At 54.7% G+C, this 13245-nt stretch carries 11 protein-coding genes; 5 read left to right on the top strand and 6 right to left on the bottom strand.

Annotated elements, in window-relative coordinates:
* Nucleotides 1-3: 3 nt before the first annotated feature.
* Complete coding sequence (locus ACIP6T_RS10240) at nucleotides 4-834, bottom strand: DeoR/GlpR family DNA-binding transcription regulator (RefSeq protein ID WP_097096491.1); 831 nt, start codon at nucleotides 832-834, stop codon at nucleotides 4-6.
* A 490-nt stretch (nucleotides 835-1324) separates the two neighbouring features.
* Between ACIP6T_RS10240 and ACIP6T_RS10235 the strand changes: the two genes are divergently transcribed.
* On the top strand, nucleotides 1325-2398 hold the full coding sequence (locus ACIP6T_RS10235; protein ID WP_097096492.1) for a DUF1176 domain-containing protein: 1074 nt from the start codon (nucleotides 1325-1327) through the stop codon (nucleotides 2396-2398).
* A gap of 156 nt (nucleotides 2399-2554) precedes the next feature.
* On the opposite strand, the gene ampH is transcribed toward ACIP6T_RS10235, so the two are convergent.
* The 3 genes from ampH to tal form a co-directional block, all read right to left on the bottom strand.
* On the bottom strand, nucleotides 2555-3724 hold the full coding sequence (ampH, locus tag ACIP6T_RS10230) for a D-alanyl-D-alanine-carboxypeptidase/endopeptidase AmpH (RefSeq protein ID WP_400456749.1): 1170 nt from the start codon (nucleotides 3722-3724) through the stop codon (nucleotides 2555-2557).
* Nucleotides 3725-3870: 146 nt separating this feature from the next.
* Nucleotides 3871-5880: a transketolase gene (gene tkt, locus ACIP6T_RS10225; RefSeq protein ID WP_097096494.1), complete on the bottom strand. Its 2010-nt coding sequence runs from the start codon at nucleotides 5878-5880 to the stop codon at nucleotides 3871-3873.
* 69 nt (nucleotides 5881-5949) lie between these two features.
* The gene (tal, locus tag ACIP6T_RS10220) at nucleotides 5950-6900 is read right to left on the bottom strand and encodes a transaldolase (protein WP_097096495.1); all 951 of its coding nucleotides are present in this window, start codon (nucleotides 6898-6900) and stop codon (nucleotides 5950-5952) included.
* A 342-nt stretch (nucleotides 6901-7242) separates the two neighbouring features.
* Between tal and maeB the strand changes: the two genes are divergently transcribed.
* Nucleotides 7243-9522: an NADP-dependent oxaloacetate-decarboxylating malate dehydrogenase gene (gene maeB, locus ACIP6T_RS10215; protein WP_400456748.1), complete on the top strand. Its 2280-nt coding sequence runs from the start codon at nucleotides 7243-7245 to the stop codon at nucleotides 9520-9522.
* A 32-nt stretch (nucleotides 9523-9554) separates the two neighbouring features.
* Here maeB and hemF read toward each other — a convergent pair whose 3' ends face one another.
* Both hemF and amiA read right to left on the bottom strand, forming a co-directional pair.
* Nucleotides 9555-10466: an oxygen-dependent coproporphyrinogen oxidase gene (hemF, locus tag ACIP6T_RS10210; protein ID WP_097096497.1), complete on the bottom strand. Its 912-nt coding sequence runs from the start codon at nucleotides 10464-10466 to the stop codon at nucleotides 9555-9557.
* Between the two features lie 47 nt (nucleotides 10467-10513).
* Entirely contained in the window at nucleotides 10514-11371 is an 858-nt protein-coding gene (gene amiA, locus ACIP6T_RS10205; protein WP_097097670.1) for an N-acetylmuramoyl-L-alanine amidase AmiA, read from the bottom strand.
* A 211-nt stretch (nucleotides 11372-11582) separates the two neighbouring features.
* On the opposite strand from amiA, the gene ACIP6T_RS10200 reads away from it, so the two are divergent.
* The 3 genes from ACIP6T_RS10200 (at nucleotide 11583) to ACIP6T_RS10190 (ending at nucleotide 13147) form a co-directional block, all read left to right on the top strand.
* Nucleotides 11583-12008, top strand: coding sequence for a GNAT family acetyltransferase (locus ACIP6T_RS10200; protein WP_097096498.1), 426 nt, complete (start codon nucleotides 11583-11585; stop codon nucleotides 12006-12008).
* Nucleotides 12008-12469, top strand: a complete 462-nt coding sequence (locus ACIP6T_RS10195; protein WP_097096499.1) for a DUF2919 domain-containing protein — start codon at nucleotides 12008-12010, stop codon at nucleotides 12467-12469. The genes ACIP6T_RS10200 and ACIP6T_RS10195 overlap by 1 nt, the downstream gene beginning before the upstream one ends.
* Nucleotides 12470-12532: 63 nt before the next feature.
* Complete coding sequence (locus ACIP6T_RS10190; RefSeq protein ID WP_400456743.1) at nucleotides 12533-13147, top strand: RpoE-regulated lipoprotein; 615 nt, start codon at nucleotides 12533-12535, stop codon at nucleotides 13145-13147.
* Nucleotides 13148-13245: the final 98 nt, after the last annotated feature.

The following is a 13245-nucleotide window of genomic DNA, read 5'->3' as shown; positions in this document are numbered from 1 at the left end:
GATTTAATTTTTTATTAGCTGCATAGAATGGCTGCGCTGGGAGCAATCAATAATATTGACGCCGTTCCAGGCTAATTCTTGTTCCAGCTCTTTGTCTTTTAATTGGTCAGTAATAAGGAAGTCCACATCGCGATAATGGCAAATACGCGCGAATGAGGGCCGCAGGAATTTACTTCCGTCAAGCAGCAGATGCTTTCTTTCCGCTGCTAATAACATCTGTTGTTTTAAATGTGCGTTGTTTTCGTTACCTTCACGTAAATAACCGTCATTGCCTAAACTGCTACAGGAAAAAAAGATTTTATTAATCTGAAATTCCCTGAGCGGCTGCTCAGCGACGACGCCGTGGAAATCTTCATAACGGTCTGAATATTCTCCACCCAGGCAGATAGTGCGGATGCTGCCGCGTGCTGCAAGGGTTTGCACTATTCGGATTGAATTGGTTAACACCGTTAATTCAATATCCGGAAGCTGTCGCGCTAAATACCAGCAAGTGGTGCTGCTATCGAGTAATATACAATCCCCTGGGCTAATGAAATCGAGTGCACGTTTGGCGATAACCATCTTTGCATCGACGTTTTCATTTACCCGCTGGCGGAAAGATAGATCATACTCGTTAACACCTCTTGTATTTCCCTGAATGTTGGCGGCCTGTCTTTTTGCTGGTACCGCACCTCCGTGGCTGCGTTGTAACAGACCACGTTTCTCCAGCTGAGTTAAATCACGACGAATAGTTTCTTGTGAAACCTGACATAACGTGACTAATTCAGCGACAATGACCCGACCATTTAAATTTAATTCATCAATAATTCGCTGCTGTCTTTCAATCGGCAACATGACTCCCTCCGATGGTTATAAATTACTGGATAGTGCCGCAGGAAAGTGTGGGCTGCGCACGAGTCCGCAGTCGTCAAAATGCCTGACCCCAGTAGAGTGATTTGGATCTGCTTTTTATGTAAATGAGATGTCTGGTTATCAAAAATAAGTGACACGAGTCACAGCAATAAGCGTCATATGGCTTAATTGGCTATCTACGCGCGTTGAATGCCGACCATGGCAAATAAAGCTACCATGACCGCTTGTGACCGTTTATGTGTATTTGACCGTTTTGTGATGGTGCATCATTTGTCCGACGAATCCGATTGAGTACTAATCGTGCGAAAAGGATGATGGAGATATCGCGTTATCCCGTACCCGATCGACATAGGGTGACTGCTTTTGCAGCAGTTAACCCCGCTTTTAGGGCCGGCTCACAGTTTAGGCCTGCTGACAGCGTTCCCGTTGCGCTATCATTTTCTTTCCAGGAATTTGGGGACCGATTTTTTTAATGTCGTATTGGATGAAGTTACTGCTTTTATTGCCCTTCCTCTTTGTCGCGTGCGTACAGGCCGAACCGTTGCAAAAGTCGTTTTCTGACTGGCAGCTAACCTGTAACAATGCGGCTTTTTGCGTGGCGCGCAGTTTTCCCGGCGATAACGGCCTGGTGATGACACTCTCGCGTCATGCTGGCGTTAACGATCGTCCACTGCTGCGTATCGATTACGGCAGCGCCTACAGCGGTGAGCTGCCGGGCGGTCCGCTAAAAGATAACCTGCTGCTCGATCAGCGCCGTTTAACGCCCGATCTCAAACACTGGACGGTAGAACCTCACCATCTCGCGACCAGCAATGCCATCGCTATTGACGAGTTTCTGGCTCAAACGCTGGATGCACAAAATCTGCAATTAACTTACAAGGCTAATGCCACCATTCCGCTCAGCGGTATGAAGGCAGCGCTGCTGTTGATGGATGATGTGCAGGGCAGGGTGAACGGTGCCAGCGCATGGGTGAAACGCGGCGATCGCGTGCAGTGGGACGTGCCGCCGCAGCCGCTACTGCCGCTGCTCCCAACGCCGTTGCCGCCGCCTGCGCCGTTGACTCAGGAAGAGACCAGCGGATTGATTGATTACGGCACCTGGCGCGTAAATACCGATAACTGCTCGCTCGATCCGCTGCGGCGCGAAGTGAGTGTCTCACCGCTCACCGACAGCAAAGCGCTGCTGCTGGTCAGCTGCGAAACCGGCGCTTATAACGTTATCGATTTGGCATTTGAAGTGACGCGTAGCGCGCCTTATGTGGCGCGCGGTCTGAGCTTAACTTTGCCATTCACCCCCGCTTCCCGCAGCGATAATCAGCTGGAGTTAGTCAATGCGGAGTTCGATGCCAGCAATGGCTTGCTCTACACCTTCAGTAAAGGGCGTGGCTTGGGAGATTGCGGTGTGGCAACGCGCTGGCAATTTGACGGCAACGAGTTTGTGCTGGCGGAATATGCGGAGGAGAAAACCTGTGATGCATGGCACAGCAGTGATGACTGGCCAACCTTGTGGGTTAGCCAATCGCAGAATGCAGTGCAATCGCGTTAACCCGGTGCGCATAAATGCGCACCCTACGGTTGTTTGTAGGGTCGCCATTTATGGCGACCGTGTTAATCGCGGCATTGGAGTTGGCGCCATTTATGGCGACCGTGTTAATCGTGGCATTGAAGTTGGCGCCATTTATGGCGACCGCCATCCATCTCGTTAGCGAATCGCTTGCACCGTCATAGGTGAACCGGACTGATTCCCCACCAGTTCGGTCAGCATATTGTTAACGCCATCGCTCATCGGGGTGAAACGCGTGAGCGGTGAACGCGTCACCACCACAAAGACGCCTACGTTGTGCTGCGGCACCATCGCCATATAGGTGATGAAGCCGCCGCCGCCGCCGGTTTTCTGAATAATCCCCGGACGCCCCTCTTTCGGTCCCATATATACCCAGCCCATGCCCAGCGCATCCGCGCGCCCCGGCACATCCATACCTTCTACTTTGGTTAATTGGTCACGGCGGTAAATCAGGGTTTGCAGGCGATCGATTTGTGGCGTGCGGTGATTCACGGCGGAATTGAGGAATTGCTGCATCCAGCGCCCCATATCGTCTGGCGTTGAGTAAACGCCACCGCTGCCAATCGCGGCCAGCGTGTTGTTACACGGGCTGGCGCCTTTTTCCGCCACCATCAGGCGCTGGCACTGATCCGGTGATGGCGTAAAAGTGGTGTCTTTCATACCGAGCGGACGTGTCACTAATTGCTGCAATAGCGCCGGATACGGCGTGCCTGCCGCCTTGGCCAGCGCATCACTCAGCAGATCGAAGCCGAGATTGGAATACGCCGCGCGCGAGCCGGGCATCGCTTTCAGTTCGGCACCGCTCAGCCACTGCCAGCGATCGGATTTGGTTGGCCAGACAAATACCGGACGATGCGGTTTGCCGCCCGGCTGCTCGCGCGGCAGCCCGCTGGTGTGCGTGGACAGGTTAATTAGGCGAATCGGTTGTCCGTTATAGCTCGGCACGCGCGCGCCGGGTGGGGCATATTTGCTCAGCGGATCGTCAAGACGAATCTGGCCACGCTCGGCCATTTTCACCATCACTTCGCTGGTCATTAACTTGCTTAGTGAGGCGATACGAATGACGGAATCAGGCTGTGGACGCACGTTATTGCCGGGACGCGTGTCACCAAAGCTGGCGAAAACGCGCTGGTTACCATCAATAGCCACCAGCGCCATACCGGTGGCACCGCTGCCATAGAAAATGTGCTCGGCGTAGCGATCAACAATCTGTGAAGCCAGTAACGGATCGGGCGACGACTGCGCCATGCTTTTTAATGGAAGCACTGAAACCATTAAGGCCAGTAAAAAAGGGGTACGTTTTTTCAACGGGAAAGCGTCCGCTATCAGAATCGGAGGAAAGCTTATAGTAATCAGTTTGTGCGAGGCGTGAAGAGGGCAGAGCGGATTTTTTTCTGTATCAGGCTGTGATCAAAAAATGGCCCTTACGCCTAAAAGACGCAGGGCCAAATCAATTAGTGCGGCTTGAGTAAGGCTTCGGTGTGGCTGACGATGTTCTCGACGGTGAAGCCAAATTCCGGGAACAGTTTGCCAGCTGGTGCAGACTCACCGAAGGTGGTCATGCCGACAATTGCGCCGTCCAGACCGACATACTTGTACCAGTAATCGGCGATACCGGCTTCCACCGCCACGCGCGCTTTCACGCCGGATGGCAGTACCGATTCACGATAGGCAGCATCCTGCTTATCAAACACGTCGGTGCTTGGTAGTGAAACCACGCGAATTTTATGGCCGCCAGCGGTCAGCTTCTCCGCTGCGCCCAACGCGATTTCGATCTCTGAACCGGTGGCGATGATGATCGCTTCCGGCGCACCGTCGCTGTCTTTCAGCACATAGCCACCGCGCGCGATATTTGCCACCTGCTCCTGGCTGCGTTCCGGCTGCAGCAAGTTTTGACGCGACAGAATCAGCGCCGTTGGGCCGTGATGGCGCTCAACGGCGGCTTTCCACGCGACGGCGGTTTCCACCTGATCGCACGGACGCCACAGGCTAAGGTTTGGCGTGACGCGCAGGCTGGCAATTTGCTCAACCGGCTGGTGCGTGGGACCATCTTCTCCGAGGCCGATCGAGTCATGCGTATACACCAATACCTGACGCGCTTTCATCAACGCCGCCATGCGCACCGCATTACGCGCGTACTCAACGAACATCAGGAAGGTGGCGGTATAAGGCACGAAGCCGCCGTGATGGGCGATACCGTTACCGATTGCCGTCATACCAAACTCACGCACGCCGTAGTGAATGTAGTTACCGGCAGTATCCTCTTTGATCGATTTCGAGCCTGACCAAATGGTGAGGTTACTTGGCGCCAGGTCGGCAGAACCGCCAAGGAATTCCGGCAGCAGCTTACCAAACACTTCCAGCGTATTTTGCGATGCTTTACGGCTGGCGATTTTTTGCGGATTAGCCTGTAGCTCTTCAACAAACTTCTGTACTTCGCTGTTCCAGTTGGCTGGCATTTCACCGTTCAGACGACGGCTAAACTCTTGTGCCAGCTCGGGATGCGCCTCTTTATACGCGGCAAATTTCTCATCCCAGGATTTCTCACGCTGTGCGCCCGCTTCTTTAGCATCCCACTGCTGATAAATCTCTTTCGGGATCTCAAACGGTGGATAGTGCCAGCCCAGTTTCTGCCGCGTTAGCGCCACTTCTTCTTCGCCCAGCGCCGCGCCGTGCGACTCCTCTTTACCGGCTTTATTCGGCGAGCCGAAGCCAATGGTGGTGCGGCAGATAATCAGCGACGGTTTATCGGTGACGCTTTGTGCTTCTTTAATTGCGGCAGCAATGGCTTCTGAATCGTGGCCGTCAATGCCTTCTGCGCTGCCGATCACATGCCAGTTATAGGCTTCGAAGCGTTTGTGGGTGTCATCGGTGAACCAACCTTCGGTTTCACCATCGATGGAAATACCGTTGTGATCGTAGAAGCCAATCAGTTTACCAAGGCCGAGCGTGCCGGCCAGCGAGCTGACTTCGTGCGAAATACCTTCCATCAAACAGCCATCGCCCATAAACACGTAGGTGTGATGGTCAACGATGTCGTGACCGGGACGGTTAAACTGCGCCGCCAGCGTACGTTCAGCAATCGCCAAACCGACCGCATTGGCTAAGCCCTGGCCCAGCGGCCCGGTGGTGGTTTCCACGCCTGGCGTGTAACCAATTTCCGGGTGACCGGGGGTTTTTGAATGCAGCTGACGGAAATTTTTCAGCTCTTCCATCGGCAGATCGTAGCCGGTGAGATGCAGCAAGCTGTAGAGCAGCATTGAGCCGTGACCGTTGGAGAGGATAAAGCGGTCACGATCGGCCCAGGCCGGGTTGTTCGGATTGTGCTTCAGGACATCGCGCCATAACACTTCGGCGATATCTGCCATGCCCATTGGCATGCCGGGGTGGCCGGAATTTGCTTTTTGTACCGCATCCATGCTGAGTGCACGAATCGCGTTAGCCAACTCTCTGCGTGAAGACATAAGGTTCTCCCTTGTGATTTGGCGATAGCGGATGAGCCGTTGCCCATCCGCCATAAGAGTGATTGCGGGTTACAGACGTGACGAGAGGACGTCTTCCAGCTTCTGTTGGTCGATGGCGAACTGACGGATGCCGTCTGACAGTTTTTCAACCGCCATCGGATCCTGATTATGTTCCCAACGGAATTCCGCTTCTGACAGTGAAGCCGGCTGATGGAAGCCTTCAGTTGATGGCTCCAGCTTGCGTTCCAGTGGCGCGTCGCTGTTGGCCAGCTCTTCCAGCAGATTTGGCGAAATGGTCAGGCGATCGCAGCCGGCCAGCGCCAGGATCTGTTCCACTTTACGGAAGCTGGCGCCCATAATGACGGTGCTGTAACGGTGCTTTTTGTAGTAATCGTAGATACGACGCACAGATTTCACGCCTGGATCTTCATCCACCACATACGGATCGATAGGTTTGCGTGAGTTGTACCAGTCGTAAATACGGCCAACGAACGGTGAAATCAGGAACACACCGGCTTCGGCACAGGCGCGCGCCTGGGCGAACGAGAACAGCAGCGTCAGGTTGCACTGAATACCATTTTTCTCCAGCTCCTCGGCGGCTTTGATGCCCTCCCAGGTGGAGGCCAGTTTGATCAGAATGCGTGAGCGATCGATACCGTGCTCTTCGTACAGACGCACCAGCTTCTCGGCTTTGGTGACACACATGCCACGATCGAAGGAGAGGCGCGCATCCACTTCGGTCGAAACACGGCCCGGCACGCTTTTCAGAATTTCCATACCGAGATTAATCGCCACTTTATCGCTGGCGTTGATAATTTGCGTCTCTTTGCTGCCGCCCTGTTTTTTTGCGTAGTCGATGGCGTCATCAATCAGGTGCTTGTAACCCTCGAGACCGGCGGCTTTCAGGATCAATGATGGGTTGGTGGTCGCGTCTTGTGGGTGATAATTGCGAATAGATTCAATGTCGCCACTGTCAGCCACCACGGTGGTGTACTGTTTTAATGCATCTAGCTGGTTCATCGCTTAACTCCTTGATTAGCAATAATGTGGGCAAACGTGCTGCACCCATTCCTGTTAAGTAGTGGTCCAACACAGTGCTACAGACGTTGCACGAAGAAAATGCGTTTTCTCTGATTGTGCCGTCGTGGCGCTTAAGAGGTGCGATAGTGAAAGGAGGACGGGCCTTAATCGGTTCAGCTACGCTTTTTGCCATCACTAAGAATAGCAGGCTGTGGCAAAGCCGCAGGCGAAGCGGTAGCAATCCGTGCCTTTCAGACTGCGCGTTCTTTGAGCGCCTTCACCCTCTTTTGCTGCACAGATTCCTATACTGAACGCTCATTTAGCTGCGCCACAGGATGCCTAATGGACGATCAACTCAAACAAAGCGCTCTCGATTTTCACCAATATCCCACCCCCGGAAAAATTCAGGTTTCACCCACCAAACCTTTAGCAACGCAGCGTGATTTGGCGCTGGCCTACTCGCCGGGCGTAGCTGCGCCCTGTCTGGAAATCGCCGCCGATCCGCTGGCCGCGGGCAAATACACCGCACGTGGCAATCTGGTGGCGGTGATCTCCAACGGCACCGCGGTGCTGGGGCTCGGCAACATTGGCGCGCTGGCGAGTAAGCCGGTAATGGAAGGCAAGGGCGTGCTGTTTAAAAAGTTCGCTGGCATCGATGTGTTCGATATCGAAATTGATGAGCACGATCCCGACAAGCTGATTGAAGTCATCGCCGCGCTGGAGCCGACCTTTGGCGGCATCAACCTGGAAGATATCAAAGCGCCGGAGTGTTTTTATATTGAGCAGCAGTTGCGCCAGCGCATGCAGATTCCGGTGTTTCACGACGATCAGCACGGCACGGCGATTATCTGCACCGCCGCAGTGCTTAACGGCTTAACCATCGTCAAAAAAGCCATTAGCGATGTGCGGCTGGTGGTATCCGGTGCGGGCGCCTCGGCCATCGCCTGCCTTAATCTGCTGGTGGCGCTCGGCATGCAGAAGCACAACATTGTGGTGTGCGATTCCAAAGGGGTGATCTATCGCCATCGCGAGCCCAACATGACGCCGACCAAAGCTGAATATGCGGTTGCCGACAGCGGCGCACGCACGCTGGATGAGGTGATTGGCGGCGCGGATATTTTCCTCGGCTGTTCCGGCCCTAAAGCGCTGACGCCGGAGATGGTGCAAAAGATGGCGCAGGATCCGCTGATTCTGGCACTCGCCAATCCTGAACCGGAAATTATGCCGCCGCTGGCGAAGCAGGTACGACCTGACGCCATTATCTGCACCGGGCGCTCTGATTTCCCTAACCAGGTAAACAACGTGCTGTGTTTCCCGTTTATCTTCCGCGGCGCGCTGGACGTGGGCGCTACGGCGATCAATGAAGAGATGAAGCTGGCGGCGGTGCATGCGATAGCGGCGTTAGCGCAGGCGGAGCAGAGCGATGTGGTGGCCTCAGCGTATGACGATCAAGACTTAAGTTTCGGTCCGGAATACCTGATTCCTAAACCTTTTGATCCGCGATTGATTGTGCAGATTGCGCCAGCGGTGGCAAAAGCGGCGATGGAATCTGGCGTGGCTACGCGGCCCATTGACGATTTTGATGCCTACCGTGAGAAGCTCACCGAGTTCGTCTACAAAACCAACCTGTTTATGAAGCCGATCTTCTCGCAGGCGCGCAAAGATCCGAAACGCGTGGTGATGGCGGAAGGGGAGGAGGTGCGCGTGCTGCACGCCACGCAGGAGCTGGTGACGCTCGGGCTGGCGAAGCCGATTCTGATTGGCCGTCCCAACGTGATCGCCATGCGCCTGCAAAAGCAGGGATTAAAAATCGAAGCGGGTAAGGATTTTGAGATCGTTAATAACGAGTCCGATCCGCGCTTCAAAGAGTACTGGAACGAGTATTACCAAATCATGAAACGGCGCGGCGTAACGCCGGAAACCGCCCAGCGTGCGGTGATCGGTAATCCGACGCTGATTGGTGCAATTATGGTCCATCGTGGAGAAGCCGACGCGCTGATCTGCGGCACCATCGGCGATTACCAGGAACATTACGATGTGGTGGAGAAAGTGTTTGGCCTGCGCGATGACGTGAAGGTGGCGGGCGCGATGAATGCATTGCTGCTGCCGAGCGGTAACACTTTTATCGCTGACACTTACGTTAATGAAGATCCCAGCGCCGAGCAGCTGGCGGATATTACGCTGCTGGCGGCGGAAACCGTGCGGCGCTTTGGGATTGAGCCGCGCGTGGCGCTGCTGTCGCACTCCAGCTTTGGTACGTCCAACGCGCCGGGCGCGCGTAAAATGCGCGAAGTGCTGGCGCTGATCCAGCAACGTGCGCCGGATTTAGAGATTGATGGTGAAATGCACGGAGATGCCGCGCTGGTGGAGAGTATTCGCCGCGAACTGATGCCGGATAGCCCGCTTAAGGGCACCGCCAATTTGCTGATTATGCCCAACGTAGAAGCGGCGCGCATCAGCTACAACCTGCTGCGCGTCTCCTGTTCAGAAGGGGTCACCGTGGGGCCAGTGTTGATGGGAATCAGCAAGCCGGTACATGTGTTGACGCGTATTGCCTCGGTGCGGCGTATTGTGAATATGGTGGCGTTAGCGGTAGTAGAGGCGCAGACCGAACCGTTGTGAAACCAGGTCGCCATTAATGGCGACCTTACGAGTTATGCCAACCAATCCTTCACCGGCAAAAAATCACGGTATAACGCGGCTTCGGGAGAGTTGGCTTCCGGTTGATAATCATATTCCCAGCGCACCAGCGGCGGCATCGACATCAAAATGGATTCGGTGCGGCCGCCGGTTTGCAGGCCAAACAGCGTACCGCGATCCCATACCAGATTGAATTCTACATAGCGACCGCGACGATAGAGCTGGAACTGGCGCTCGCGATCGCCCCACGGCAACGCTTTGCGCTTCGCCACAATCGGCAGATAGGCCTGAGAGAAACCGTTGCCCACCGCTTGCATAAAATCGAAGCAATAGTCGAAATCCGGCGTGTTCAGGTCGTCATAAAACAGCCCACCGATGCCGCGCTGCTCGTCGCGATGCTTGAGGTAGAAGTAATCGTCACACCATTTTTTGTAGCGTGGATAGATATCCTCGCCAAACGGCTGGCACAGATCGTGGGCGGTTTGATGCCAGTGCAGCGCATCGTCTTCGAAGCCGTAATAGGGCGTGAGGTCGAATCCGCCGCCGAACCACCAAACGGGATCGGCACCTGGTTTTTCTGCAATAAAAAAGCGCACGTTGGCGTGGCTGGTGGGAACGTAAGGGCTTTCCGGATGCACCACCAGCGACACGCCCATTGCTTCAAAGCTGCGACCCGCCAACTCGGGGCGATGCGCAGTGGCGGAGGCCGGCATTTGGTCGCCATGCACATGTGAAAAGTTCACGCCCGCTTGTTCAAATACCGCACCATTACGCAACACGCGGCTGCGTCCGCCGCCGCCGCCGGGGCGCTGCCACTCATCTTCAGCAAAGCTCGCCTTGCCATCTTCCGCCGCTAATTGGGCGCAAATATCATCCTGCAGCGCCAGCAAAAAGGCTTTGACGCGGGAAATATCGGGATTGCTCATCAGTTACTCGTTCCGGAAATTTGCCGCGATTCTATCACAGGAAAAAGCTAGGCTTCGCGACGATCGACCTCATCAAAGTAACGGGAGATGCCATCGGCAATAGCGCTGGCGATTTTCTGCCGAAATGCCTGGGTGCCGAGCAGCTGCTCTTCGCGCGGATTGGTAATAAAGGAGGTTTCAACCAATACCGAAGGAATCGACGGCGATTTCAGCACGGCAAAAGCCGCCTGCTCGGTGTGCTGGCTGTGCAGATGATGCACCGGGCGGATCTGATCCAGCACGTGCTTGCCGAGCGTCAGGCTGTTACGGATGGTGTCGGTCTGCACCAGATCGAACAGAATCTGGTTGAGGTAATGATCTTTATCCTGCACTTCGGCGCCGCCCACTTTGTCAGCATCGTTTTCACGCTGCGACAGGTAGCGCGCCATTGCACTGCTGGCTCCGCGGTTGGAGAGCGCAAACACCGACGCGCCATTGGCGTCCGGGCTGGTATAGCCGTCGGCGTGAATCGACATAAACAGATTGGCGCCATGCTGGTGGGCGATCTCAACACGCTGATAAAGCGGAATAAAGTGGTCGCTTTCGCGCGTCAGGCGGACTTCGATGCGCGGATGCGATTGCAGCAACGTTTTCACGGTATTGGCGATGGCAAGAACGATATGTTTCTCTTCGGAGCCTTCTTCACCTACCGCGCCGGAATCAATGCCGCCGTGACCGGGATCGATCATCACGATACGTTTGCCATTAGCGGCGGGTTTCGGTGGCGTATGGCGCGAGTTGACGCGCAGAGTGCTGTTCTCTTCCGTTGCCTGCACGGCGCGCGGCGACAACACCGCCAGCGCTAAACCGGAAAGAATCAGTTGGCGACGATTGGTAAGGCGCTTAAGCAGTGAAATCTTCTTCATTAACGGGTCCATGACAGGTAAATCCTGCCCAATGTTATAGCGTAACAATGCCCAGGCGGCGACCTCGTAACTATTTCAAGCGTTTACTTTCTATTGCAACTGACTAACAGAAATGTCGCGCTTTTTTTGCACCGTTGTGTCGCCTGAGGGTTGCGCCTGGCAAAGAATGCGTGATAATCAGCGAATTGTGCCTAACAGCAGGGTAACGTCGATGGAAATCCGTTCTTTCCGCCAGGAAGATTTTGAAGAAGTGATCACGCTCTGGGAGCGTTGCGATTTGTTACGCCCCTGGAACGATCCGGAGCTGGATATTGAACGCAAAATGAACCACGACCCGGAACTGTTTCTGGTGGCGGAAGTCGGCGGTGAAGTAGTCGGTACGCTGATGGGCGGCTATGACGGCCACCGCGGTTCTGTCTACTATCTGGCGGTACATCCCGATTATCAGGGGCGTGGTTTTGCCAATGCGTTGATGAATCGTCTGGAGAAGAAGCTGATCGCGCGTGGCTGTCCAAAAATCAATTTGATGGTGCGCGAAGAGAACGATCAGGTGGTGGCGTTTTATGAGAAGCTGGATTACGAGCCGGTGGACGCGCTGCTGCTGGGCAAGCGTTTAATTGAAGATCGTGAGTATTAATGATCGGTTTGAAATACCTTCCTGAAGAGTACGATGCGAAAGGGCAGCTGCGGCTGCCATTTCTTTTTTGGCTGATTCTGTTATTGCAGGCGCGCACCTGGCTGCTGCTGGTGATGGCGGGTGCCTCTCGCCAGCAGGGCAACGATTTGCTGGCGCTGTTCTATCCCGATCGCCAAAGCTTCTGGCTGGGACTGGCATTAGGCATCCCGGCGGCCATCGGCTTGTTGTTGACGGGCTATCGTCAGCGCTGGCCGCGTCTGTGGCAAAGCTGGCGTCACGTATTGAGTGCGTCGCTGCTGATAAGCCTGCTGTGGCAAGGCTCCAGCTTGCTGCAGGGGGCGTTTCCCGACTCGCCGCTGCCGCTGTTATTGACGCTTTTCGATTTGCTCGCCTTGTTCTGGCTGCAAACCCAACGGCGGCTACGCGACTGCTTTCTACCAGAGCATCAGCACGTCGAGTAAACTTTTTGCCGGTTTGTGACTCCAACAGGCACGCCAATCGGCTTAGCAGATCAAGGAGTTTTCATGAAAGTTGTTCGTCACGCACTGCTGGTTAGCAGCATGGTTCTGGCTGGCTGCGCCAGTTCGGGTTCTTCTACCAGCGCGAGCGAAAGCCATTGGTACAATCCACTCAGCTATCACTGGTCTGCGCTAAATCCATTGGGCTGGTTTGGCGGATCGCTTGAGGTGACTGAACAAGGCGTGGCGGGCCTGACAAGCACCACGGCGATGTCGGAGGAGGCCATCAATAAAGCGCTAAACGGCGATTATAAACTGCGTCAGGGCATGCGCACGCAGAATGGTCAGGTGGTCGATTTCTGGCAGGCGCTGGATGGCGACAACGTCAAATTGGTGATTAACGGCACTACCAGCGTTGAGCGTATTGAAGTGCAGGATGCCGATGCTAAAGCGGCAGACGGCAGCAAGATTGGCGACCTGTTCAGTGAAAAATTCAGCAAAGCGTTTAATAACTGCAAAATGGCTTCAGGTTTGGATGCGCATGATGTTGAATGCCGTGCACCGGGCAGCCAGCATATTGTCTTTGTCTACAGCGGTGAATGGCATGGCCCTGAAGGTTTGATGCCATCTGACGACACCCTAAAAAGCTGGAAAATAAGTAAGATCGTCTGGCAGCGTTAATCGATTAAACGTTGCGTAAACGCACACTGAGTGCGCGGCTTTCCGGTATGATACGGGCGAAAAAATACCGTCTAACCTTCATGCCGGAGAGCACATTC

Source organism: Pantoea sp. NPDC088449 (assembly GCF_044753225.1).
GTDB lineage: Bacteria > Pseudomonadota > Gammaproteobacteria > Enterobacterales > Enterobacteriaceae > Pantoea > Pantoea floridensis.
Note: the sequence above shows the minus strand (reverse complement) of the source record. Positions and strands in the feature narration are given on the sequence as shown.

Excerpts from the sequence above, each read along its gene's own strand:
- ACIP6T_RS10240 (WP_097096491.1), bottom strand. The coding sequence starts at position 834 with ATGTTGCCGATTGAAAGACAGCAGCGAATTATTGATGAATTAAATTTA.
- ACIP6T_RS10235 (WP_097096492.1), top strand. The coding sequence starts at position 1,325 with ATGTCGTATTGGATGAAGTTACTGCTTTTATTGCCCTTCCTCTTTGTC.
- tkt (WP_097096494.1), bottom strand. The coding sequence starts at position 5,880 with ATGTCTTCACGCAGAGAGTTGGCTAACGCGATTCGTGCACTCAGCATG.
- tal (WP_097096495.1), bottom strand. The coding sequence starts at position 6,900 with ATGAACCAGCTAGATGCATTAAAACAGTACACCACCGTGGTGGCTGAC.
- maeB (WP_400456748.1), top strand. The coding sequence starts at position 7,243 with ATGGACGATCAACTCAAACAAAGCGCTCTCGATTTTCACCAATATCCC.
- hemF (WP_097096497.1), bottom strand. The coding sequence starts at position 10,466 with ATGAGCAATCCCGATATTTCCCGCGTCAAAGCCTTTTTGCTGGCGCTG.
- amiA (WP_097097670.1), bottom strand. The coding sequence starts at position 11,371 with ATGAAGAAGATTTCACTGCTTAAGCGCCTTACCAATCGTCGCCAACTG.
- ACIP6T_RS10200 (WP_097096498.1), top strand. The coding sequence starts at position 11,583 with ATGGAAATCCGTTCTTTCCGCCAGGAAGATTTTGAAGAAGTGATCACG.
- ACIP6T_RS10195 (WP_097096499.1), top strand. The coding sequence starts at position 12,008 with ATGATCGGTTTGAAATACCTTCCTGAAGAGTACGATGCGAAAGGGCAG.
- ACIP6T_RS10190 (WP_400456743.1), top strand. The coding sequence starts at position 12,533 with ATGAAAGTTGTTCGTCACGCACTGCTGGTTAGCAGCATGGTTCTGGCT.